This window comes from Chitinophaga sp. S165 (assembly GCF_003182155.1).
Classification (GTDB): Bacteria; Bacteroidota; Bacteroidia; order Chitinophagales; family Chitinophagaceae; genus Chitinophaga.
This window is the reverse complement of record NZ_QGTG01000002.1, coordinates 516,200-539,889: the sequence shown is the minus strand read 5'-3', so window position 1 is coordinate 539,889 and position 23,690 is coordinate 516,200. Positions and strand designations below refer to the sequence as shown.

22 protein-coding genes are annotated in these 23,690 nt (G+C 45.0%); 11 read left to right on the top strand and 11 right to left on the bottom strand.

Going from position 1 to position 23,690, the window contains the following annotated elements; translation table 11 throughout:
• Positions 1-8 precede the first annotated feature (8 nt).
• The 5 genes from C7475_RS10345 (at position 9) to C7475_RS10325 (ending at position 2,791) form a co-directional block, all read left to right on the top strand.
• A complete protein-coding gene (locus C7475_RS10345; RefSeq protein WP_110053283.1) occupies positions 9-476 on the top strand; it encodes an SRPBCC family protein in 468 nt (155 codons plus the stop codon).
• An 80-nt stretch (positions 477-556) separates the two neighbouring features.
• Positions 557-1,066 (top strand): RNA polymerase sigma factor, encoded by a 510-nt coding sequence (locus C7475_RS10340; protein ID WP_110053282.1) that lies wholly within the window; start codon positions 557-559, stop codon positions 1,064-1,066.
• A complete protein-coding gene (locus tag C7475_RS10335; protein ID WP_110053281.1) occupies positions 1,067-1,528 on the top strand; it encodes a hypothetical protein in 462 nt (153 codons plus the stop codon).
• Between the two features lie 206 nt (positions 1,529-1,734).
• On the top strand, positions 1,735-2,208 hold the full coding sequence (locus C7475_RS10330; RefSeq protein ID WP_110053280.1) for a hypothetical protein: 474 nt from the start codon (positions 1,735-1,737) through the stop codon (positions 2,206-2,208).
• Positions 2,209-2,293: 85 nt separating this feature from the next.
• Positions 2,294-2,791 carry a lipocalin family protein gene (locus C7475_RS10325; RefSeq protein ID WP_110053279.1) on the top strand — a complete coding sequence of 166 codons (498 nt, stop codon included), beginning with the start codon at positions 2,294-2,296 and terminating at the stop codon, positions 2,789-2,791.
• A 68-nt stretch (positions 2,792-2,859) separates the two neighbouring features.
• Here the strand turns inward: C7475_RS10325 and C7475_RS10320 are convergent, their stop codons facing one another.
• From C7475_RS10320 to kbl, 7 genes are all read right to left on the bottom strand, one after another.
• Positions 2,860-3,789 (bottom strand): LysR substrate-binding domain-containing protein, encoded by a 930-nt coding sequence (locus C7475_RS10320; RefSeq protein WP_110053278.1) that lies wholly within the window; start codon positions 3,787-3,789, stop codon positions 2,860-2,862.
• A 77-nt stretch (positions 3,790-3,866) separates the two neighbouring features.
• Positions 3,867-4,241 carry a hypothetical protein gene (locus tag C7475_RS10315; protein WP_199236203.1) on the bottom strand — a complete coding sequence of 125 codons (375 nt, stop codon included), beginning with the start codon at positions 4,239-4,241 and terminating at the stop codon, positions 3,867-3,869.
• Positions 4,242-4,630: 389 nt separating this feature from the next.
• A complete protein-coding gene (ispG, locus tag C7475_RS10310; RefSeq protein ID WP_110053277.1) occupies positions 4,631-6,574 on the bottom strand; it encodes a (E)-4-hydroxy-3-methylbut-2-enyl-diphosphate synthase in 1,944 nt (647 codons plus the stop codon).
• Between the two features lie 54 nt (positions 6,575-6,628).
• Positions 6,629-7,396 carry a tetratricopeptide repeat protein gene (locus C7475_RS10305; protein ID WP_110053276.1) on the bottom strand — a complete coding sequence of 256 codons (768 nt, stop codon included), beginning with the start codon at positions 7,394-7,396 and terminating at the stop codon, positions 6,629-6,631.
• A complete protein-coding gene (locus C7475_RS10300; protein ID WP_110053275.1) occupies positions 7,393-8,430 on the bottom strand; it encodes a VWA domain-containing protein in 1,038 nt (345 codons plus the stop codon). The genes C7475_RS10305 and C7475_RS10300 overlap by 4 nt, the downstream gene beginning before the upstream one ends.
• Positions 8,431-8,861: 431 nt before the next feature.
• Entirely contained in the window at positions 8,862-9,665 is an 804-nt protein-coding gene (blaOXA, locus tag C7475_RS10295) for a class D beta-lactamase (protein ID WP_110053274.1), read from the bottom strand.
• 391 nt (positions 9,666-10,056) lie between these two features.
• Positions 10,057-11,244, bottom strand: coding sequence for a glycine C-acetyltransferase (gene kbl, locus C7475_RS10290; RefSeq protein WP_110053273.1), 1,188 nt, complete (start codon positions 11,242-11,244; stop codon positions 10,057-10,059).
• A gap of 372 nt (positions 11,245-11,616) precedes the next feature.
• On the opposite strand from kbl, the gene C7475_RS10285 reads away from it, so the two are divergent.
• From C7475_RS10285 to C7475_RS10260, 6 genes are all read left to right on the top strand, one after another.
• On the top strand, positions 11,617-12,102 hold the full coding sequence (locus tag C7475_RS10285) for an RNA polymerase sigma factor (protein ID WP_110053272.1): 486 nt from the start codon (positions 11,617-11,619) through the stop codon (positions 12,100-12,102).
• Positions 12,103-12,153: 51 nt separating this feature from the next.
• The gene (locus tag C7475_RS10280) at positions 12,154-13,293 is read left to right on the top strand and encodes a hypothetical protein (RefSeq protein ID WP_110053271.1); all 1,140 of its coding nucleotides are present in this window, start codon (positions 12,154-12,156) and stop codon (positions 13,291-13,293) included.
• Positions 13,294-13,314: 21 nt separating this feature from the next.
• Positions 13,315-14,229, top strand: a complete 915-nt coding sequence (locus tag C7475_RS10275) for an outer membrane beta-barrel protein (RefSeq protein WP_158286478.1) — start codon at positions 13,315-13,317, stop codon at positions 14,227-14,229.
• Between the two features lie 30 nt (positions 14,230-14,259).
• The gene (locus C7475_RS10270) at positions 14,260-14,505 is read left to right on the top strand and encodes a hypothetical protein (protein ID WP_110053269.1); all 246 of its coding nucleotides are present in this window, start codon (positions 14,260-14,262) and stop codon (positions 14,503-14,505) included.
• Positions 14,506-14,610: 105 nt separating this feature from the next.
• Complete coding sequence (locus C7475_RS10265) at positions 14,611-17,559, top strand: pitrilysin family protein (RefSeq protein ID WP_110053268.1); 2,949 nt, start codon at positions 14,611-14,613, stop codon at positions 17,557-17,559.
• Positions 17,560-17,747: 188 nt separating this feature from the next.
• On the top strand, positions 17,748-18,317 hold the full coding sequence (locus C7475_RS10260) for a murein L,D-transpeptidase family protein (protein ID WP_110053267.1): 570 nt from the start codon (positions 17,748-17,750) through the stop codon (positions 18,315-18,317).
• A 215-nt stretch (positions 18,318-18,532) separates the two neighbouring features.
• Here C7475_RS10260 and C7475_RS10255 read toward each other — a convergent pair whose 3' ends face one another.
• The 4 genes from C7475_RS10255 to C7475_RS32945 all read right to left on the bottom strand — a co-directional run bounded on the left by C7475_RS10255 (position 18,533) and on the right by C7475_RS32945 (position 23,672).
• Positions 18,533-19,477, bottom strand: coding sequence for an alpha/beta hydrolase (locus C7475_RS10255; protein WP_110053266.1), 945 nt, complete (start codon positions 19,475-19,477; stop codon positions 18,533-18,535).
• 110 nt (positions 19,478-19,587) lie between these two features.
• Positions 19,588-21,234 carry a RagB/SusD family nutrient uptake outer membrane protein gene (locus C7475_RS10250; RefSeq protein WP_110053265.1) on the bottom strand — a complete coding sequence of 549 codons (1,647 nt, stop codon included), beginning with the start codon at positions 21,232-21,234 and terminating at the stop codon, positions 19,588-19,590.
• 164 nt (positions 21,235-21,398) lie between these two features.
• The gene (acs, locus tag C7475_RS10245; RefSeq protein ID WP_110053264.1) at positions 21,399-23,312 is read right to left on the bottom strand and encodes an acetate--CoA ligase; all 1,914 of its coding nucleotides are present in this window, start codon (positions 23,310-23,312) and stop codon (positions 21,399-21,401) included.
• Between the two features lie 204 nt (positions 23,313-23,516).
• Positions 23,517-23,672, bottom strand: coding sequence for a hypothetical protein (locus C7475_RS32945; protein WP_158286477.1), 156 nt, complete (start codon positions 23,670-23,672; stop codon positions 23,517-23,519).
• Positions 23,673-23,690: the final 18 nt, after the last annotated feature.

Below are 23,690 nucleotides of genomic sequence, written 5' to 3'. Positions count from 1 at the left end.
ATGAAGTTATGGGAAAAATCTATCGTTTGCAGTATGAGCAGGTTTTAAACACGAGCCTGGACAATGCCTGGACATTCTTTTCACGGGCTGAGAACCTGGAAAAGATCACGCCATCGTATATGCGATTCGACGTTACTTCTCCCGAAACAGGCAAGCCCGTATATGCGGGACAGGTCATTACTTATGTGATCCATCCGGTATTAGGCATTCCCCTGAACTGGATGACAGAGATCACACATGTGGTGGAAGGAAAATATTTTGTAGATGAACAACGGAAGGGACCGTACGGATTATGGCATCACCAGCATCATTTTGAAGTGGTGCCGGAGGGTGTAAAGATGACTGACATTGTCCATTATTCCCTGCCGTTAGGATTATTAGGCAGAATAGCCCATGCACTGTTCGTGCAGCGGCAGCTGCGGGACATCTTTGCATTCCGCAAAAATGCAGTTGAGCATTTATTGAGAAAGGCATAAGAGAAAAGAAGATGTTATAACAAGAAATTGATGGTTACTAATTAATAGTTTATCTTAGTTTTCTCTTAAACCTATAACATTTGCAGCAGACGGCTGTACATATCGACGAGTACATCATAACTGAACGCCTCATAGCAGGAGATCCCGGTGCCCAGGAACTGGTTTACGACTATTATGGCCCAGCTTTATTCAGTATCATTCTGCAGGTAGTCGGTGACACGGCGAAAGCGGAAGATGTCCTGACCAGGACATTCATCCAGGTATTTAAGAATGTTGTAACCTACCGCGAAACCGGAAATACAACCTTATTTGGCTGGCTGATGAGAATAGCCCGGGAGCAGGCGCTAAAAGAAGCTGCCGTAATGGAGGTGAACGAGGATAGCAGCGATGATGTTGTAAAACATGACAGCAGCTTGCTACAACGGTTCGCAAACAGGCTACCGGCAGAAAGCAAGACAATATTCCATTTATGTTATTATAAGGGACTCCCAAAGGAAGCCGTAGCCCGCATGCTGGGGACACAACCTGATGAAGTAATGGTAAAATTGAAAGACATCATGGTTGCATTCAGAAAATTTTTAGGGGAATAATTGGAACTTAATCACTACATACAAAGTGGGATCATAGAAAGCTACGTGCTTGGGATCGCGACTACCAGTGAAATGGAAGAATTGCAGCAAATGCGGCGATTATATCCTTCTCTGAATGCCGAGATCATGGCCGTGGAACGAAGAATTGAAAAGACTGCACTTGCAGAAGCAGTATCGCCATCTCCTTATCTTAAACAGCGTATATTCCAACACATTAACTGGCGGGACGAAGTACCACCCATAGGAAACGATAAAGGCCGTTATACTTTTATCAATATCCACTCCAAAGACGGACAACACATCACCGTGCACAAGTGGTGGCGTTTGTTCTTTATCATTACTTTTATCCTCTCTAAGATCTGCCTTTTCTTTGCCATCTACTACTTTCTAAAGTATCAGCAGTCCCGGGAAAGAAAAATGGAACAACAACTGCATACTCAACAGACAGTATCGCCAGAATAATCGGATATTTGTGGTAACGTAGGTGACTATACCTATGCGGTTCAAATTAATCTTCTCATTATCAATTTAGTGTGAAGAATGCTTGTCTACCATATGATTTTTATTTGGAAATGAATTAGCTTAATTTGACATTTGACGGTTAAAATGTAGAGAGAGGTACGTTGACCTGAAAAATATTGCCGTAATTAAATTAGATATATTTCACTTTGGATCTTAACGACTACATAGAAAGTGGCATTATTGAAAGCTATTTGCTTGGATTAGCCTCGGCTGAAGAGTCGGAGTTATTTGAGCATATGCGTAGTCTTTATCCTGAGTTGAATACCGAAATAGCCGCTACCGAGTACAGGTTACAAAAGGTAATGGAAGAAGACGGTGTTACACCTCCTGCAAAGGTATGGAACAAGATATCTGAACGGCTGGCCCCTCACGGCCGGGGCGGTTATTATTCAAGAGCCGGGCGGCAACAGACGGAGTCGCCTACTTATATATTACAACCTCGTAATAATACTATCACCGTTAGCATCTGGTGGCGTTGTACCGTAATTGCCATGATGTTGCTCATAATGGGACTGATAGCCAGTACTGTTTACTTTTACCAGCAGTTCCGCAATATGGAGGAACGTTTAATGCGCCTATACCCTGCTCATACAGAAATGCCATCTCCCACGAAGCGATGAGGGATTTGGTACGTTTCTTGTTTTTTCACACCTTGCGTCCGTAATGCATTGCATTCAGACAACTTAAACATCAAATTATTTGAACATGAAACACCTTACACTTGCAGTATTATGCCTGGTAGCAGCTGTATTTGCTATATCCTGTAAATCCCAAAAAGGAGCAACCGATGCAGAACAAAGTGCCAGCAAAGGTTCCGTGAAAGGAAACTGGGTTATTACAGACATTACTTTTGACGGAATTCCCAGGGGTTCTAAGGTGACAGTTTTTGATGAGGCATCTTTCAACTGTTTCAAAGGTAGTCAGTGGATCCTTCCTTCAAACAACAATGGTTCGTATACTTTATCTTCTACTGAAGATGGTTGCAGCACTGCTACACAGGCCATCGTTTGGTCTATATACAAACAGGGCGGAGTTGATCAGTTCCAGTTCAAAAAAGTAGGTGGTGGTGTAAAGGCAAAGAATGTTATAGATGGCTACCGTGTTGAGATCAGTTCATTGAGCAATTCAACAATGGTATGGAGAGCCGCTGTGAACTTTGAAGGCAAAACCGGTTACATCGTATATACCCTGCAGCGTACTTAATAAGCAACAAGGCTATACGTTAATATAACAACGCTTAACATTTACATGGCTGATAACTGTGTGAAGTGTTAAGCGTTTTTGTTTTCTGTATCTCCGGATTGATTGGCATGTTGTCTGGCGAAACGCATGAATAATTGCGCCAGTTTATCCTGTTGTCCCTGTAAGTAAATGAAGTGAAACTTTCTGACCAGTTTGAAGTTCTTCACAGGCAGTATCTTGAATTCGCCTGCTTCCAGCTCACGTTTTACGGCTTGTAAAGAAATAAACGCTGCACAGGGTGCATGATGCAGGTATGATTTAATACTTTCCGAACTGCCCATGTACATCGCTATCTGAAGATCGGTAAGCTTCAGTTTGAGCCTTTTGAGTTCATCTGTGATCACTTCCAACGTTCCGGAACCCTGTTCGCGCATCAGGAGCGGAATGGATTTCAGTTCAGCAGCAGTCAGTGGGGTATCGGGGTCTCCATCTCCATAGTTGTATTTCACATTACCGATGAGGGCTATCTCGTCTTTCGCAAACTCCACATATTTAAGCACCGGGTTTTTTGACCTGCCTTCGATCAGTCCTAACTGAATAGTTTTATCAAAGAGTGCTTGTTCTACCTGTTCGGTATTGCCGGATATGAGTGAAGCGGTTATTTCAGGATAACGCTGATTAAACTGGGCAAGCAGCGGGGGAATGAAATACTGTGCGATAGTCGTACTCGCTCCGAGAGAGAGCAAACCTCCCTGTTCATGTTTCAGCTGATTGATCTCATACTCCAGGTTGCGGTAGCTGGTAAAGATATCATCCGCATGTTTGAGCATCACCTGACCGGCACGGGTGATCTTGATCTTATTGCCGATACGTTCAAACAGCGCCATTCCCAGTTGCTGTTCCAGTTCATGAATATGTTTGGTTACGGCGGGTTGGGATATGAACAGTTCCTCTGCAGCTTTTGTAAAGCTGAGGCGTCTTGCCACCGTGTAAAATACTTTTAACCTGAAGTCCAACATTGGTTAAATGTACGAAGAAAAAAAGCGGTTATCCTACCGGGGCAGGCTAACCGCTTATGAAAAGTTTGGGTTGTGGATCAAGCTTTCTTTGGTTCAGCTTTTTTCTCCTTATTCTCTTTGAAGCGTTTGTCAGGCGTTCCGTCCTGCTTTTTAGGGCCTTCTGTCTTTGCCTGCTTGTTCTCTTTAAAACGCTTGTCGGGCGTACCATCCTGCTTTAATGGTCCCTGTACTTTAGCCTCTTTGCCTTCTTTGTTTTCTTTGAAGCGCTTGTCAGGCGAACCGTCTTTCTTCATTGGCTTGCCGGTACTGTCCAGCGCTGGACGTTGTGCTTTCTGACCTGGTTTTTCTGATCTGTGTTCTGCTTTCGTTTTACTCTGTGTTGCAGGCGTCTGGGCCATAGCAACAGTGGCGCCCATTAACAGCGCTACCACGGCGGTTAAAATCTTTTTCATCTTCATTGTTGTGAATTATTCCGAAAAATTAGTGATTTTTTTAATAGATAGATGTGGTGACTTATATTATTTATTCGGATGTTTTAACGTAGTGATTTGCAATTTCTTGAAACGTAGTTCCCGCAACAGATTGCGTATTGATACGCTTGACAAAGGGCCTTGACTGGACGTACCTTTGTATCACCTGACAAAGTATAGTTAACCCCCAAATGTTTGATAACCCCTTAACTTATTATAAGTGGTTAAGGAGTGTGAATGTTGATGAAGCGTACAATTCGATTGTCTGACGAACATATAGTGACCCCCTTTATTGATTTAGGAATCATCCTGTTAACCTCAATTAAAAAGCCTCGCAACTGCGAGGCTTTTTCTATTTAAGCTTACCTGGTTTAATTTGTTGTTTCTACCCACATGCCGTTTTCCTTAATGAGGGAGATCAGCTCATCGACTGCTACCTCACTGTTCAGGCCCCGTTTTACAACTTCCTTTCCCCTGTAAAGGGTGATCTTACCAACGCCGCTGCCTACATACCCGAAATCGGCATCCGCCATTTCACCGGGACCATTTACTATACAGCCCATAATAGCGATCTTAACACCTTTCAGATGATTGGTCACTGCCCTGATCTTCGCAGTGGTTTCCTGGAGGTCAAATAAGGTACGGCCACAGGATGGGCAGGAGATGTATTCTGTTTTGGAAATACGCGTTCTGGTAGCCTGTAAAATGCCAAACGCGATATTATTGAGCAGTGCATGACCAGGAGCATACGCTCCCACTGATTCACTGATCAGCCACGTACCGTCGCCAAAACCATCCAGCAGAAGGGCGCCGGTCTCGGTCGCGTAATGTATCAGGTGTTCATCTCCGGTATTATCCTGCGCAAAGCATTTCAGTATAACGGGTTGCTGTATCTGACGCTCCAGCAATGTGATCATTGTTCGTCTTACCTCCGGCATTGCATGCTCATTAGAAGAATGGAGACAGAGTACAATAGTATGATCGTTCGCCATCTGCAGCAGCAATGCTTCAGGTATAGCTACTCCTGTATTATGGTCGATGAAATTGATAATAGAAGAGCGCTCTTTAGATTGCAGGTATTCTTCTGCAGAAAAAAGCGGCATATATTTCTCCTTATCTTCGGCCGTATTCCAGACATCATGCGGTACGATCACTTTCAATGTGCCTGGTAGGGCAAAGGACAACAGTTCACGGGTGAAAAGATAATCTGCTGCGGCATCAGCAATATTCCATTTGTCAGTGTCGGCGTCATAATGATAGCCGGCTGTTTCGAGCCGAAAGGGCATAATGCCAGTTTCCCTGCTGAAGTCAGCAACAACAACAGGTACTTGTTTACCACCGATATTATTTACCGCAATACTTTCACGGCGTTTGTATTCAAAGGGAGAATAATGCAGCTGTTCCACGGCAGGAATAGGCTCATGGTCCTGACGGGTAGTATAGCGTTTTACCAGGTCACGGCATACAGGCAATTCAAATTCCGGGTCTTCGGTAAGAGAGACGCGGATAGTATCGCCAATACCATCTTCCAGCAGGGTACCGATACCAACGGCAGATTTGATACGGCCGTCTTCTCCATCTCCAGCTTCAGTTACGCCCAGGTGCAGCGGATAACAGTGGCCCAATTGGTCCTGCATGGTATGGATCAGCAGGCGATAAGCCTGTACCATTACCTGCGGATTGCTGGATTTCATACTAAGCACGATGTTCCTGAAGTTCAGGTCTTCCGCAATACGGAGGAATTCCATAGCACTTTCCACCATTCCCATTGGCGTATCGCCATAGCGGCTCATGATACGATCGCTCAGGGAACCATGGTTCGTACCGATACGCATAGCAGTACCGTGCTCCCGGCATATTTTTACCAGTGGCGTGAACTGTTTACGGATGCGGTCTATTTCTTCCTGGTATTCGCTGTCTGTATATGTGAGTGTTTCAAACTTCTTTTTGTCTACGTAGTTGCCGGGATTGATACGCACTTTTTCCACAATACGGGCGGCTATTTCAGCAGCGTTCGGTGTAAAGTGTATATCAGCTACGAGCGGAGTGTTATATCCTCTTTTACGCAGTTCATTACGGATAGGCAACAGGTTTTCAGCTTCCTTTTTGCTGGGTGCGGTGATCCTTACCAGCTCGGCGCCGGCTTCTATACAACGGATGGTCTGTTCCACCGTGGCTTTCGTATCCATGGTGTCCGTAGTGGTCATGGTCTGGATACGGACCGGATGATTATTACCTATGAGCAGGTCTCCAACCTTTACTTCCAAAGTGGCCAGTCGCTTATATTCCGTCAGTGAATTACAATATAGCTGCATAAAAAGAAATCCAAATATGGAACAAAGGTAATGAATAGAATTGGCCTTCTAAGATCACCAGTCTTTATCAACAGGAACAGCCTGTCCTTTAGCCTTCTTCATCTTATCCTGCAGTTTGTTTTCTTCCTGGCCCAATGCCTGGAGCAAACGCTCTGCTTCCTGCTTGTTCAGTTTACTTTGCTGTGGTTCAGGTTTCTCGTCCTGCTGTTCTTTATTTTTATTCTTGTCCTTGTCTTTGTTCTCGTCGTTCTTATTCTTGTTTTCGTCCTGCTTATTTTTATTCTGCTGGTCTTTGTTCTGTTGATCTTTGTTTTGCTGGTCCTTGTTCTGTTGGTTCTTGTCTTTTTTGTCTTTATTGTCGCCACCGCCGCCTTGCTGCTTTTTCAGCATGGCCTGTGCATATGCCAGGTTATAACGGGCCTGTTCATCGGTAGGGTTCTGTTTCAGCGCTTCTTTATATGCCTTGATGCTTTCCTCCCATTTCTTCCCTTCCATATAGGTATTCCCTATATTATAGCTGGCATCCGCCTTTCCTTCGCGGGTAGGCGCCATTTTAAAGCTGTTGGCGTACTGTGCGCGGGCATCATCATAACGTTTCTGTTCGTACAATGAGTTACCCAGGTTATATCGGCCTTCCACAGACTGCTGGTTTACCTCCAGCGCTTTCTTGTAGTTAGCTTCCGCATCAGTGTATTTTTTGTTCTTATAGAGCTCGTTGCCCTTACGGATGAATTTGTTTCCCGTCTGGGCATATGTGCTCTGGCACAGGCAGATTAAAAGACCTGCCAGCAATGTCTTATATGTGAATTGTAGTTTCGTCATGGTTTTTCTGTAGCGGCAACGACAACATTAGTACGTGCACGGCGCCTGATTTCAGGAATAAAGAACTCAACGATCAGTAATAACAGGCTGATAGCCAGGAAATACTGGAAATAGCTGTTATAGTCAGTGAAGATATTTTCTCCAAACTCTTTCTGCTCCATGCCATCGATCTTCTGTACGAGGGAATTTACTACTTCTTCCGTGTTATTATCAAGATGCTCATAAATACCATGTCCGGCAGCGGCGATGGATTTGAGCTCATCTTCGTTCAGTTTAGAGATTACGGTGTTCCCTTCTTTATCTTTCTTATTGGTACCTGTTTCAGGGTCCGGCAGCGGAGATCCTGTTGGAGAGCCTATACCGATAGTATTGATCACAACACCATTATCGAACGCCATATTGGCCTTTGAGATAGCGGCTTCGTCGTGGTCTTCACCATCTGAGATGATAATAAGGGCTTTATGTTTCCTTTCTTTTTTGTTGAAAGCATCATTGCTGACCTGGATAGCCTGTCCGATGGCAGTACCCTGGGTAGGGATCATTTCTGGTCCTACAGTGGTCAGGTACATTTTGGCGGCTGAATAATCTATAGTTAGCGGCATCTGGAGATAAGCATTACCGGCAAATACTACCAGTCCTACGCGATCATTATCCAGTTTGTCGGCAAGTTTGGAGATCAGTTGTTTGGCTCTTGTGAGGCGGTCCGGTTTCACGTCGCCGGCCAGCATACTCTTACTGACATCGAGCGCTATCACAACGTCCACTCCTTTACGGGTGATCTTTTCCATGCGGCTGCCTTTCTGGATATTGGCCAGGCCGATCACTCCGAAAAGAAAGGCCAGGAAGACCAGCAGGAAGCGGAAAGTAAAACGCCTGCGGGAATAGCCGGTAAATAGTTTTTCTACAAGTACAGGGTCACCGAGCTTGCGAACGGAACGCCGTTTCCACCAGGATATACTGAGGAAAGCCAGTTGCAACACTAGTAATAACACCAGTGCCCATAAATATTCACTATGCTGAAAACGTAACATCATCCAATAAAGATTTCGTCTACCCGGTAAAAAGGGGAACCGGGCACAGGGATCAAATATAATTTTTTTAGTACGTTTTACACCATTTGTAGTTGTTGATTTAGGAGTTTTTTAACGCAATCCGGGCAGGAGAGGTGGCAGAGAAGCAGTTATAAAGGAGGCTCGTCAGGAATATCATATCCGGGAGGTGAGGGAAGGGGAAGTGGCTTGGATATATCAATTAAATGGAAACATTAATTGTAGTCAGCGTGTGAGAGCCAATGTGGTAAAGGGTTGAGTGTTAGTTTGTTGACTTTGGCAAATATGTGAGTAGAGGGCTTGTTCCTGCCGCTGGAAGATGATTGACGCTGGCAACTATTTATGATCCCACTAAAAAAGCCATAGTTCAGCAGGTATTTGACCCGTTCAACTATGGCTTTGAATAAGTTAGCTTATTATTTTAAACCTTCCATATAACCGGCATCTTTCAGCAGGTTTTTCAGCATTGCCATGCGTACAGTTGGAATATCCATTGATTGATCTTCTGTTTCAAAATTCAGCACAAAGAAGGTCGGGTGTCCGTTTTCTTCTATCCAGCCGGTTATCCAGGCGATCTTTTTAGGACCCACGATACCCAGACCGGTCTTGTAGCTCAGTTCATATTTATCGGTTTTCTCCATGAGCATAACGGCACGTACCCATTGCATGCTTAGTTTATGGAAAGGCAACTGATCGAAATATAGTTTCTTAACAAAGCCTAGTTCTTCATCAGGAGATATCTGCAGGCTATTATCCAGCCAGAAAGTATCTATGCGGCTGATCTTCTTATTACCATATTGGACAGTATCCAGCCAATGCTGCATCTCTGGTTTCTTGATACGGCGTGCTACTTCCTGGTAGTAAGGAACAGCAGACAGGTGGAAAGCCTGATTCATACTGAGGGATTGATTCCAGGCAGGAACAGAACGTACAACACCGTCCCAGGGAATAACGGTCGCTGTATCTTTCAGCACACCAGTTTCCAGTCCTACGAGGGAGTTAAAGATCTTAAAAGTGGAGGCTGGAAGGAAACGTTCCTTGGCCCTGTCTATGTTGTATACCTTAAAGGTGCCCTGACTGTTGTTGAACAGCATAAAACATCCTTCAACCTTGTATTCGGTAAAGTACTTTTCCCAACTTTTCTCAATCTTGACATTGTTCGGAGCGCAGGCGTTCGCCAAAATGGCTACCAGCAGGAGTATCCAGCCAGTTTGTTTCATTATACATCTTTTTAGTGGTGCAAAAGTAGCTATTTAAGGCAAATAGTAATTTAAAACAGGGCCTGAATTGGGCCAGATCTCTATATCTCCATATCGCGAAACCGTCATCTGGCCGTCACTTTACCGTCACATGTATATCCCTTCGATATAGAGATGCCCCTAAAATGATATGGAAGTGACGGTGAAGCGATATGGACGGAGCGAGAAAAGAGGCTGTCCTAAAGGAAGTAGCATGTTAATTTCAATGCTTTTACGCTGTAGTGGCTTATTTGAGAATAACAGGTTTTAGAAAAAGAGAAGGGCCGGTCTAAGACCAGCCCCTGGAAGTTCGTTTTTGATTTTTAGGAAACCGGTTTAGGAACCGGTCCTTGCATATATTATATATAATATATTACTTAATTACCCCCAATTCCTTACCAACCTTAGTGAACGCCGCAATAGCTTTATCCAGGTGGGCCTGTTCGTGGGCTGCGCTGAGCTGAACGCGGATACGAGCCTGGCCTTTGGCCACCACAGGAAAGAAGAAGCCGATCACATAGATGCCTTCCTTCAGCAATTTGTCGGCAAACTGCTGGCTCAGTACTGCGTCGTACAGCATTACCGGTACAATAGGGTGGTCGCCGGGTTTAATATCGAAGCCGGCCTCTGTCATTTTAGTACGGAAGTAACGGGTATTGTATTCCAGTTTATCACGAAGGGCAGTGGTAGCGCTTAACATATTCAGCACTGAAATGGAAGCGCCAACAATACTAGGGGCTACGGAGTTGGAGAAGAGGTAAGGACGGCTACGCTGGCGCAGCATGTCGATAATCTCTTTTTTACCACTGGTGAAACCACCGGATGCACCACCGAGCGCTTTACCGAGGGTACCTGTAATGATGTCGATACGGCCCATCACATTGCGGTATTCATGGGTACCGCGGCCGGTTTTACCCAGGAAACCGGAAGAATGGCTTTCATCGATCATGACAATAGCGTCATATTTGTCGGCCAGGTCACAGATCTTGTCCAGCTGGGCAATGGTACCGTCCATACTGAAAGAGCCATCAGTTACGATGATACGGCTGCGGAGGTGAGCAGATTCCTGCAGTTTGGCCTCCAGGTCAGCCATGTTATTATGTTCATAGCGGTAACGCTGTGCTTTACAGAGGCGTACACCGTCGATGATGGAAGCGTGGTTCAGGGCGTCGGAAATGATAGCGTCCTGCTCATTGAAAAGAGGTTCGAACACACCACCGTTAGCGTCGAAGGCGGCTGCGTACAGGATAGTATCTTCAGTACCAAGGAATTCGGCCAGTTTCAGCTCCAGTTCGCGGTGAATGTCCTGGGTGCCGCAAATAAAGCGGACGCTGCTCATTCCGTATCCATGGGTGTCGATAGCTTCTTTTGCTGACCTGATCACATCAGGGTGGCTGGAAAGACCCAGGTAGTTATTAGCGCAGAAGTTAACAACGGTGTTTCCACCAACCTGAATTTCGGCTCCTTGTTCAGAAGTGATCACTCTTTCATTCTTAAAAAGTCCGGCGGAGCGTATCTCATCCAGTTCCTGTTGAATACGGGTAACGAATTTTTGGTTCATAAATAGCAGATTTTGTGACCTGGTTCAAAGTTATGGCAATAAATGTATCACGATTCCGGCAGCTATACGGGGTTTTGTCACAGGGAGGAAAAAGTTTGACGGGGGTGTAACATTTGGGGACTGCTCTGCGTCATAGTAATGTCTGCACATCGATCCAGCTTGTTCTTGGTTTTTGAGAGATGTAGGGATCCGGACCGAACTTTGAATTTCCGCGCTATTGAAGGATGGCAGAGCCATGCGGGAACTCTCCGTCCGGACGTGGTAAGTGCAGAACTATGAGGAATGGATAGATAGCGTATTGGAAATGAGGAAGAGATGAGGCGGATATAAAGTAATTGTCGGACATTAGCACTAAAATCCCGCAACACCCGGATGACGGAAAAGGAGTACAATCAATGCGTGGACCTGTACGCGGACAATCTCTTCCGGTTTATTGTTAAAAATTTAGACCACACTGAGGACGCCAGAGATGTTGTACAGAATGCGTTTGAAATATTGTGGAAGCACTGTAACGATGTGCCTTTTGAAAAAGGCAAGTCATATCTGTTTACTGTAGCCTACCACAATATGATAGATCATGTCCGTAAAGTGAAGCGTATTACCTTGGTGGATGATTTTAAAGAAGAGGCCAAAATATCCGAGCAGCGTATACATGATGCGAAGAAGGTTTTGGAGAAAGCACTGGATAAATTGACTGACGTACAGCGTTCATTGATACTATTAAAGGATTATGAAGGTTACAGCTACGAAGAGATAGGAGATATTATGCAGCTAAATCCCTCACAGGTAAAGGTTTATCTGCACAGGGCGAGGTTGCACCTGAAGCAATACCTGGTGAAAATGGAAAATGTGATCTAGTACAGGTGAGTGGAATCAAGTAATATTGCATATTAATTATATGTTTTTGAATTGGCAGTAAATATTAACATATCGAACTACGAAGAATTCCTGCTCAGCGCCATTGATGGTGAGCTGAACGGGGAGGAAATGGCGGCTTTGGAGGCCTTTATGCTGGAGCATCCGGATGTCCGGAAAGAGCTGGCCTTATTGGAATCCACAAAGCTCAGCCCTGACGCCGGTATGACGTTCGACGCCAAAGACATGCTCTACAAGAACACCAGCGTACTTTCTGCTACCAATTACGAGCGTTACCTGCTGGATTATGTTGATAATGAACTGAGTGTATCTGAAAAAAGGGAACTGGAAACGCTCATCAGCCAGCACCCGCATATACAAAAAGACCTTTTGCTTTTACAGGCTGCCAGGTTAACTCCTGATCTTTCTGTAACATTTGAGAATAAAGCTTCGCTATATAGAAAGGAACGTACGAGAGTACGCCCATTGTGGTGGTGGAGCGCTGCCGCTGCAGTAGTGGTCGGATTGACAGTTTGGTTGCTCCCCGGTCAGCGTTCAGGCAATGATGAAGGAACACAGGTAGCTGTGAACAAACCTGGGACCAGCGTTAATTCATCCGCAGTAGAACCATCAGCAAGCCAACAGGCCAATACGCCATCCCTGGCAGACGCCGGCAAACCGGCAGGTACTGCCACAGAGGCGTCCAAAACAACTGCTGATGAAAACAGGGAAGCTGCCAGCATTACACGTACAATGAACAGTGCCGGCAAGAATACCGCTCAAAGCAATGCTATTGCACAAGCCAGTTCAGATAACAGGATTAATCAACGTTCTGCATCTGATGCAACGAACAATGAGTCGAAAGCAGAAACAGGTATTGACCATATTCCGGACAATAGACTGACGGCACTGGCTAAAATACCACAACCGGCGTCTACTTCCGGTGAAGTGGTACAACAACTACAGGAAAAAGCAACACAACAGGAGAAAATATTGGCAGAAAATGTCACTGCCGTACCCGAGAAAACAGCTGTCATGGCAAATGCGGAAAAGATCAGCGATGCAATCCCTGCCGCCGCAGCACCGACAAACGTAAAAGGTGAACTTGTTGTAGCGGTGACAATGAATGGTGATAGTAAATTGCTCAATGGAGTAACTAACGTAGCCAGGTTCCTGTCCCGTAAGAAGAAATAATCGATGAATGAACTTTTTGATATGAAGTGTAAAGTTTTACGCTATTTATTGTTACTGCTTATTGTAAGTATTGGTGCAAACGCCCAGACTACTGATAGCGTTGTTGAGACGATCCAGGTAAAAGGGCTGATCATCATGAAGGGAAAAGATGCCAATGGCAAACGCATCTTCAAGGTTTATAGCGACACTGCATATGCCAGGGAAAAATTGAAAAAAAATCTGCAAACAAGGTGGTTTGTAGTGGATCTTGGTTTCAATAACTACATGGACCGCAGCGATTATACAGGAGCTGTTGCATTGGCTTACTACGCACCTAATGGCGTGTCCGACGTTTATAATAAGTCGTTCACCTATTCCGCTGCAGGACTGAACACACTCGCACCGAGAGGTGGTAGTGCGCCGCTTACGCCGTCAGAGTTTAAACTGATCACCGGAAAGTCGATCAATGTTAATATCTGGCTATTCCAGCAAAGGCTGAATATCTATAAACATAAATTAAACCTGATCTATGCTTTAGGAGTTGAAATGAATAATTACCGTTTTGCGAGAAATATTAGCTATGTACCCGGATATCCTACCCAGATAATAAGGGACAACGTAAATTTTTCAAAGAATAAATTGTTTGCAGAATACCTGAGCGTACCATTGATGTTAAATTTCAATAGTAATCCTGTCCGCCCCTCAAGAGCATTTAAAATGGGGATGGGTGTAATGGGCGGATATCTTGTAAAGGCCCGGACCAAACAGATCAGCAGGGAAAGAGGAAAAGAAAAGAAAGTGGATGATTTCAACCTGAACAAGTGGAAGTTGAGCCTGACAGGAGATGTGGGTTACGGACCTCTCAAACTCTATGGTAATTTTGCACTAACTCCCTTACATGATTATGGTCTGGAACAGTATCCTTTTTCAATAGGGATACGTTTTAACAGCTTTTAACGTTTTTTTGGGGGATCAAAATCTAGTCGTATGCGTTCTTTTATTGCTTTTCTGGCCTGTACCGGATTTATTGTATGGGCACATTCATGTGAGAAGAGAATTGTAGGGGTAAAAACATATACCCATGACCCGGAGCCTAATAATGATATGTCGTTTACTGGCCTGTCTTACGAACGGCCGCTGTTTTTAGCTCATGTGGAAACACCCGTAGCCCTTAACGCGCTGTTTGTTAATATTGAGTACGGACATACCCTGGTACCTGACTGGAAAAGATAGGCCATTGCTCATCTTATAGTTCCTTTTAACAAATTCCTCTTGCCTTACATACGGGCATTACCATTATATTTGGTAATGTTTCTTTTTATTTTCAAAAACCAATACATGAACCTCATTAAAAAAGCAGTCTGCTTATTCCTGGGAGCCTGTACTATGTCCACTATGGCAGGCGCACAACAGAAGAAGTATGAATGGAAAGAGGCCACATCAGGGGGATATACCTATAAGTATATTACCAACGACCCGATGAAGGCGCGCTTCTACACACTGAAAAACGGATTAACTGTTATTCTCAGTGTAAACAAGAAAGATCCACGTATTCAGACACTGATCGGTACTCGCGCCGGCAGTAACAACGATCCGCATGACCATACCGGGCTGGCCCATTACCTGGAACATCTCCTTTTTAAGGGTACCCAACAGTATGGATCCCTGGACTGGTCTAAAGAAAAGCCTTATCTTGATAAGATCGAAGGGCTGTATGATACTTACAATCATACTTCCGACCTTACTGCCCGTAAAGCAGTATATCATCAGATAGACAGCGTATCGGGGCTGGCGGCCAAGTACGCCATTGCCAATGAATACGACAAACTGATGGCCGGTATGGGCTCTCAAGGAACCAACGCACATACCTGGGTGGAAGAGACGATCTACGAAGAAGATATTCCTTCCAATGTGGTAGATAAGTTCCTGGCCGTTCAGGCAGAGCGGTTCAAAGACCCTGTTTTCCGCTTATTCCATACCGAACTGGAAGCGGTATACGAAGAAAAGAACAGAGGCCTTGACAACGATGGCCGTAAGTCATATGAACTGATGCTGTCTTCTCTGTTCCCGACACATAACTACGGTCAGCAGAGCACCATTGGAACCGTAGAGCATCTGAAGAATCCTAATCTGAAGGCTATCCGCGATTTCTATAATGCCTACTACGTGCCTGATAATATGGCTATCGTAATGGCAGGCGACCTTGATCCTGATCAGGTGATCAGACAAGTAGAGAAGAACTTCTCTTACATGCAATCCAAGCCGGTTACCGAGTATAAATCTCCGGTAGAAAAGCCGATAACAGCACCTATCGTAAAAGAAGTGTTCGGTCCCGATGCTGAGAACGTGATCATTGCCTTCCGTATGCCCGGAGCGCTGGACGTAAAGTCTAACGTACTGCTTTCAGTAGTTTCTGAAGTGATGAATAACGGTAAGGCAGGGCTGCTTGACCTGAACATCAACAAACAGCAGAAAGTGCTGAAATCAAGTGCAGGTGTAATGCCCTGGAAAGATTATTCCGTATTCCAAATGAGCGGTACCGCTAAACAGGGCCAGACCCTGGAAGAAGTAAAAGACCTTTTACTCGGCCAGCTGGAGATCCTGAAAAAAGGTGAGTTTGACGAGACAATGGTGAAGGCCATTGTGAACAACGCAAAGCTTGCTGAACTGCAGGGCCTGGAAAGCAATAATACCCGTGCCAGTTCATTGATGGACGGCTTTATCAAACACAGGGGAAAGAACTGGCTGACAGATGTTTCTTTTGTGGATGATATGGGTAAAATCACAAAACAGCAGATCGTTGATTTCGCCAATAAATACTTTGCTAATAACTATGTGCTGCTCTACAAACGTAAAGGCGAGGACAAGAATATCCAAAAGGTAGAAAAGCCCGCCATCACGCCTGTGGAAGTAAATCGTGAGGCGCAGTCCGCTTTCCTGAAAGAGATCAATGAAATGCCTGCACCGAAGATCCAACCACTGTGGCTGGACTTTAATAAGGATATCCAGAAGAGTAAACTGGGCGCTGCTGATATCCTGTATGTACAGAACAAAGATAACAGCTTGTTCCGCCTGTATTACCGTTTTGACATGGGTAGCTGGAACAATAAACTGCTTCCGCTGGCAGCTCAGTATCTTCAGTTCCTGGGTACAGACAAATATACTACTGAGCAGATCAGTAAAGAGTTCTATAACATCGCATGTAATTTCAACGTAACTCCAGGTACTGATGTAACTACCATCAGCATTAGCGGTTTGCAAGAGAATTTCGATAAAGCGATTTCCTTGTTTGAGCACGTACTTAAGAACTGTCAGCCGAACGAGGAGGCATTGACCGCCTTCAAAGGCCGTTTAACAAAAGGCCGTTCCGACAGTAAGCTGAACAAAGGCAACATTTTGAAAGGACTGGCCAACTACGCTATGTACGGTTCTAAAAATCCGTTCAACAATCAGCTGAGCCAGACAGAACTGGATGGTGTTACTGCGCAACAGCTGGTAGATATCCTGCATACACTGCCTGAATACCAGCACACTGTTATCTATTATGGTCCGCAGACGCTGGAAGCCGCTACAGCAGCTATACAGAAGGAACATACAGTAGCAGCGTCACTGAAGGCTGTACCTGCTGCCGTTAAGTTTGATAAGGCAGATCAGAGCAGCAACCAGGTGGTATTTACCGACTATGACATGGTGCAATCGGAAGTGAACTGGGTAAGGAACACAGATACTTACAAACCGGAAAACACTGCCCTGATAGACATGTTCAATGGTTACTTCGGTGGTAACATGGGATCGATCGTGTTCCAGACCATCCGTGAATCTAAAGCGCTGGCTTATTCTACCTACGCTTATTATGCTTCACCTGAAAAGAAAGATTCCCGCTATTCTGTAGTGGCCTATGTAGGTAGTCAGGCAGATAAAATGAATGATGCGATCAACGGAATGAATGAATTGCTGAATGATATTCCGCGTTCTGACAAACTGTTTGAGACCGCCAGACAAAGCCTGAAACAGGACATCGAAACCGAGCGTATCACCCAGGACGGTATTATCTTCAATTACTTGGCAGCAAAGAAGCTGGGACTTGACAGTGATTATCGCAAAACCGTGTATACACAGATCGATGGTATCACATTTGAAAATGTGAAGCAGTTCCATGATGAGAACCTTGCTAAAAAGCCATACACCTATTGCATCCTGGCGTCTGAAAAGAAAGTCAACCTGGACGATCTGAAGAAGTATGGAGATGTTAAGAAAGTGTCGCTGGAGGAGATCTTCGGATACTAAACTTACGCAGCAAGAGTACAAAATACATACGCGGCATCGCCGTATTAATCAAGGACCATCCGGTTCCGTACAGAGATCATCTGACGGAAATTCCGGATGGTTCTTTATTTTTGCCATCTGTATTTTTTAACCATTTGCAATAATCAGTTGACGCTCAACGTTAATATTATTGCAAAATCCCTGTGAAAATGAATCGCTATTGCTTGCTGCTGCTCCTGGTGCTGACGCTGACCGTATCAGGATTTACTACAAATGGAGATGAGGATTATCTGTATAAAGTGAAAATAGGCCCGGGTAACATAGATCCTGAGAAGGTATTTTTACTGATCGACAAGAGTGACTATCGTATGTATTTGTATGAAGACGTCACTTTGCGGAAGATCTATAAAGTTGTTTTTGGAAACAAAGACCAATCTCCCAAAAGACAGGAGGGTGACCGCCTGACTCCTGAAGGGACGTTTCACATATTAAGCAAGAGAGTTGATAAGCTCTGGAATCGTTTTATGCTATTGGATTATCCCAATGAAGCGGCGTGGAATAAATTCCATCAGATGCAGGAAAACGGAGAGGTATCTTCAGGCGCTACGCCGGGTGGAGGTATCGGTATTCATGGGGTGGAATGGAATTCCGGCATACGCGACAACTATGTAGAGGGCCGCATTAACTGGACCCTGGGTTGCGTAAGTATGAAGAACTCCGATGTGAGTGAACTGTATGATATCATTAAGGTGGGAACACCCGTTGTAATAAGACGTTGATGCTGTAATGCACATAGCAGTGTGCCTGCTTACCTTTACTTTAAGAAACGCATTCGAAGATCTTACATGCTATTCATGATTAAGAACAGTGCCGCTATGGCCTCTCGCCGGGAGCATTGTAGTGATGCCGGGTAATGCCTGTCATCATGATTATCATAAAGGCGGATGTTGGTCTTGTGAAGCACGCTTCATTCGGGTGGAGCGTGCTTTTTTTGTTATTTGATGGACAGAAACTGCCGGACATGTTGCTTCCATTTCTCCCCTTCTTTTCTGCAGAATGACTGATGGCCGCTGTTCCCGAAAATGACGAGCTCTTTTTTCTTTGTACCGAGATGCTTGTAAATACTGGCGGTTTCCTCTCTGTTAACCCGGGTGTCATGTACGCCCCAGCAAACCAAAGCCGGCATTGTAATTTCCTGCGCGTACTCATCCGGATTATAGTTAAAGCCCCAGAAACCATTCTCTATGCCGCCCCAGAAAGTGAGCACCTGGGAGAAAGGAGTACCAGGCACGCCAACAGCCCGCATCCTGCCTTTTACAGCGTCTGTGAGTGTGGCGAAAGAGCATTCAAGGATCACTTTATCAGGATGCAGGTGATAGGTTGGCACAGCTCTCAGAATGGCTGCCGCGCCCATGCTGACACCCCATAAGAGGATGTGCTTTTCACCTTTTTGCTGTACGAAGTTGTAAGCAAGCATAACGTCTTCCGCTTCTTTATAACCTACGGTACATACACTTCCTTCACTGTTGCCATGTGCGCGAAAGTCCATCAATAGTGTATTGTAGCCGAGCTGCTGAAAATATTCCGCTTCAGGGATCGGCCCGTCCTTACTACCGCCATACCCATGAAAGAGGATGACAGTTCCTTTGGATGATGATATGGGCATCCACCAACCCTCCAACTGCAGGCCATTGCTGGTTGTAAGATGAATGGTTTCATAACGGACATCCGGAGTATGTTTGATAGTGGATTTTGAGAGACGTACACCAAATAGTAACATCTTACCTTTCTCCAGAACGCTCATTTGTTCGGGCAGTTTATTTTTGAATGTGCCTGCAGCGTAGAAGTGCGTGAACTTCCAGGCGTGGAAAGCGGCAATGACATTCAGCAGCAGGAATAATATAAGGAGTACGCGAAAAGTACGTTTCAGCAGTTTCATTATGTAAAATTAAAAAAAGCAGATGTATCGTCGTTGACACATCTGCTTTTTACACACGATCTTTAACAATTCGTGTTATCGTAATGATAGCTACTTCTAAAGAAGCTTACTTAATTATATCCGACGTTTTGATAAAAGTTAGGGTACCCTGCAAGCACTGACATTGGAATAGGCAGCAGTTCATTCTTGTCCTGCTGATATCCTTTGCTGCCAAGTACAGCCTTCGCTTGTTGGTGTAATACGAGGCGTGCAAAGCGGAAACCTTCTCTATATAATTCTTCTTTATACAAGGCATCAAGCTCAGACCTTAATTCATCCAGCGTTGTTAACGTAATAGCTGGTTTTTTACCTCTTGTACGAACAACATTGATGGACTTATTAGCTTCATCAAAAGAACCGTATAAGATATGTCCCATCGCATTGAGCAGGTATGTTTCAGTATAACGGACAGCAGGGCAGAAATCAACCTTCAGTCCGCCGCGAACAAAGTAATCTTTAAAAGGGGATGTCAAACCAGTTGTCAGGCTGGTAGTCATATCCCAGATAATTTCGTTACTGGCAGGAGCTGTAAATACAGCTGCGGAATCTGCCAGCGCATACTTTTTAGTTGCGATAACCTTATTTGTATAACTGATAGCAGCGCCACCATCTATTTCAGTCAGTGCAATTCTTGCCAGCAGCATGTTGGCAGCTGAAGGAGTCATATACCAGGGCCTGGTTACAGGTCTGTCTTCCGTCAATCCTGGTATAGCAGCAGTCAGTTCATCTTTAATGTACTTCCTTGTCTGGTCTACAGAGCTGCGGGAAACACTTGGGTACATTAACAGCTTTTCTGTTATAGGCAGTGCTCCGAAATAGGTATGCAGTTCAAAGTACAGGTATGCGCGGAAGGCTCTCAGCTGGGCGATAAGATCGGCCTTATCTCCCTGTATGCCGTTAAGGCTGGCCAACATTTTGTTTAACTCAAGAATACGTGCATAATGCTCCTTCCAGATATTTTCAACAGTGGTGTTGGTAGGTGTAATTTTAAACTGGTCGATATCGCACCAGGAAGCAGGCAGGTTCGTGATCTGGCAATCGGCGTCATCACTGAGAATGCCGTCCAGCATCACCATCTGGCGATGCGCTGCAGCTATCTTTGGAAATTCAGTCAGATGAAGTTTTTCCTCGATTTCGGCATACGTTGTATATGCGTGATTAATAGTAGATCCGATCAGTGCCCTGGTAGTATTTACTGAATCTTTTTTAACGGTGAGCGTAAAAAATGGTGCTTCAGCTACATCATTATTGTCAATCTTGCCATCGCCATTCAGGTCGGAATATTTGAAATCGCCGGGGAGCACATTATCCTGGATGGGCTGTGTCAGGTCAAAGATCTCTGCTGCCGATTGGAACAATGTATCGGATACCCTGGTCTTACCCTGGGCGTCACGCCAGGTGTTGGTCAGACCACCTTTATTGGCTACCATGAAGTACTCGCCTTCAGGAATATCAAATTTGGCGACACCGTCTTTATTGGTAGTAGCTGTATATGCAGGTTTTTGGTTCAGATAGTCCTGGCGGGAGGCAAATAATTGTACAGTAGCGCCTTCTAAAGGAACGCCTTTCGGATTATCAGTACTCCATTGTTTGGTGTCCCACACAGTAACGGTAGCTGTTGGTTTTTCCTCCTGCGGAGGCTGGACATCGGGAGTTACTTCATCATCTTTGCACGCCCACAGACTACATGACAAGGCAAGGAATAATAATCTTTTCATAGATGTTTTTGTTGATAATGGGATATTGGAAAAGAGGTTTGGATATTGTCCGGTTAAATAATTGCAAAGTCAGATATAGGTTTTAAGCCTTATTTCGGGTACGCAAAGATACAAAAAAAGGGCTGAACATGTCAGCCCTTTTTATAATATGAGTATTGTTACTGCTAAAGTCGTCCTCTTTTTATCTCATCCACTACTACCGGATCGAGCAGGGTAGAGGTGTCGCCCAGGTTATCCAGTTCACCCTCCGCTATCTTACGGAGTATACGGCGCATGATCTTGCCGGAACGTGTTTTAGGCAACCCGCTTACAAACTGGATCTTATCCGGTTTGGCGATCGGGCCGATGATACGTGATACTGTCTGAAGGATATCTTTCTTGGTCAGTTCAGGGTCGTGTACCTGCCTTTCTGTGATGACGTAGGCATAGATACCTTGTCCCTTGATATCGTGAGGGTAACCTACTACTGCACTTTCCACTACGCCGGCATGCATGTTAATAGCGTTTTCAACTTCAGCGGTACCAATACGGTGCCCGCTCACATTGAGTACGTCGTCAACACGGCCGGTGATACGGTAGTAGCCATCTTCGTCGCGAAGGCAACCATCTCCCGTAAAGTAAAGATTATCGTAAGTAGCAAAGTAAGTGGTCCGGCAACGTTCGTGATCGCCATAGGTGGTACGTAACATACCCGGCCATGGGAACTTGATACAAAGGTTACCGTTCACATTATTACCTGTTACCTCTTTTCCGGATTCATCTACAAGAATGGGCTGTATACCAGGTAGCGGCAGTGTGGCATAACCAGGTTTCTCCTTGGTAATACCGGCAATAGGAGTGATCATGATACCGCCTGTTTCTGTTTGCCACCAGGTGTCGACAATCGGACAGCGTCCTTTACCGATATGTTCTTTGAACCATTGCCATGCTTCTTCGTTGATTGGTTCGCCCACACTTCCCAGCTTTTTCAGGGAGCTGAGATCTTTATGGTTCACCGGACCAAGACCATAGCCCATCAGGCTGCGGATAGCGGTAGGAGCGGTGTACAGTATGTTAACGCGGTATTTGTCAACGATGGACCACAAACGGCCTGCGTCGGGATAGGTAGGTACGCCTTCAAACATCAGGGTGGTGGCGCCCGCACTGAGAGGACCGTAAATAATGTAACTATGACCTGTGATCCAGCCCACGTCTGCTGTACAGAAGTAAACCTCGCCTGGCTGATACTGGAAAGTGTTCACGAAGGTATAGTTGGCATAAACCATATAACCGCCGCAGGTATGCACGACGCCTTTAGGTTTACCGGTGGAACCGGAAGTGTAAAGAATGAACAGCATATCTTCTGCGTCCATTTCTTCAGCAGGGCAGGGAGGATTGCCCATTGTTTCCACCTGTTTTATTTCATCTTCCCACCAAAGGTCACGGCCTTTGATCATACTCACGGGAGTACGTGTGCGGGTACATACGATCACTTTTTTTACTGAAGGGCAACCGATGAGGGCATCATCGATCACGGACTTCAACGGAATATCTTTGTTACCGCGGAATGCGCCGTCGCAGGTGATAACAAGGCTGGCCTGTGCATCCTGGATCCTGTCGGCGATAGACTGGGCGCTGAAGCCACCGAATACTACCGAGTGGATAGCGCCTATACGTGCGCATGCCAGTACGGCAATAGCCAGTTCAGGGATCATTCCCATGTAAATGCAGATACGGTCGCCTTTTTTAACACCGTTATTCTTCAGCACATTTGCAAACTGGCATACTTTATTGTAAAGGTCGCGGTAGGTGATAACACGGTGACGTTCTTCGGGATCATTAGGTTCCCAGATAATAGCGGGGGTGTTTCCCAGGGTTCCCAGGTGACGGTCAAGACAGTTTTCAGTGATGTTCAGTTTACCGCCGGTAAACCATTTTACATCCGGGTCCTTAAAATTCCATTCCAGCACTTTGTCCCACTTACGCCGCCAATAAAAGTGATCAGCTACGTTTGCCCAGAAGCCCTCCGGGTCTATTACACTCTGCTGGTAATTCTGTTGATACTCTTCTAAGCTCTTGATCTGGTACGGATAAGCCATAGCTGCAATCAGTTTTTGTTGGTCATTGTAAATAACGCGTTATCAATCTGCAGCTTAAATTTAGTAAAAATGGGGAATAGTCAATAACTATCCTGTATATGAGTGATAATCCTGAAGGAAAGGGGAAAAGGGATTTTCGTTGCAGAGGAAATGTGTGGGTTATTAAAAATTAGTTGGCACAGGTCATGAAGTCCGGGAATTTAACTATCCTTTGGTCGGTTTTTTTCTGTACTTCTCACAGTACTCCCAGAAGCTGCTGTAAACTTCGTCAAGAACAGCAATGATCTTTTCTTTTTCAGCATTGCTAAGATTCGGAGTGATCTTTTCTTTGTCACTACCGGGCTTTAAAATGTTACGCATCTTGCGATAGAATGTTGG

Coding starts and splice junctions, on each gene's coding strand:
- C7475_RS10265 (WP_110053268.1), top strand. CDS start 14,611: ATGAACCTCATTAAAAAAGCAGTCTGCTTATTCCTGGGAGCCTGTACT.
- acs (WP_110053264.1), bottom strand. CDS start 23,312: ATGGCTTATCCGTACCAGATCAAGAGCTTAGAAGAGTATCAACAGAAT.
- ispG (WP_110053277.1), bottom strand. CDS start 6,574: ATGCAGCTATATTGTAATTCACTGACGGAATATAAGCGACTGGCCACT.
- C7475_RS10270 (WP_110053269.1), top strand. CDS start 14,260: ATGCGTTCTTTTATTGCTTTTCTGGCCTGTACCGGATTTATTGTATGG.
- C7475_RS10255 (WP_110053266.1), bottom strand. CDS start 19,477: ATGAAACTGCTGAAACGTACTTTTCGCGTACTCCTTATATTATTCCTG.
- C7475_RS10285 (WP_110053272.1), top strand. CDS start 11,617: ATGACGGAAAAGGAGTACAATCAATGCGTGGACCTGTACGCGGACAAT.
- C7475_RS32945 (WP_158286477.1), bottom strand. CDS start 23,672: ATGCGTAACATTTTAAAGCCCGGTAGTGACAAAGAAAAGATCACTCCG.
- blaOXA (WP_110053274.1), bottom strand. CDS start 9,665: ATGAAACAAACTGGCTGGATACTCCTGCTGGTAGCCATTTTGGCGAAC.
- kbl (WP_110053273.1), bottom strand. CDS start 11,244: ATGAACCAAAAATTCGTTACCCGTATTCAACAGGAACTGGATGAGATA.
- C7475_RS10315 (WP_199236203.1), bottom strand. CDS start 4,241: ATGAAAAAGATTTTAACCGCCGTGGTAGCGCTGTTAATGGGCGCCACT.
- C7475_RS10275 (WP_158286478.1), top strand. CDS start 13,315: ATGAAGTGTAAAGTTTTACGCTATTTATTGTTACTGCTTATTGTAAGT.
- C7475_RS10305 (WP_110053276.1), bottom strand. CDS start 7,396: ATGACGAAACTACAATTCACATATAAGACATTGCTGGCAGGTCTTTTA.
- C7475_RS10260 (WP_110053267.1), top strand. CDS start 17,748: ATGAATCGCTATTGCTTGCTGCTGCTCCTGGTGCTGACGCTGACCGTA.
- C7475_RS10320 (WP_110053278.1), bottom strand. CDS start 3,789: ATGTTGGACTTCAGGTTAAAAGTATTTTACACGGTGGCAAGACGCCTC.
- C7475_RS10300 (WP_110053275.1), bottom strand. CDS start 8,430: ATGATGTTACGTTTTCAGCATAGTGAATATTTATGGGCACTGGTGTTA.
- C7475_RS10250 (WP_110053265.1), bottom strand. CDS start 21,234: ATGAAAAGATTATTATTCCTTGCCTTGTCATGTAGTCTGTGGGCGTGC.
- C7475_RS10345 (WP_110053283.1), top strand. CDS start 9: ATGGGAAAAATCTATCGTTTGCAGTATGAGCAGGTTTTAAACACGAGC.
- C7475_RS10325 (WP_110053279.1), top strand. CDS start 2,294: ATGAAACACCTTACACTTGCAGTATTATGCCTGGTAGCAGCTGTATTT.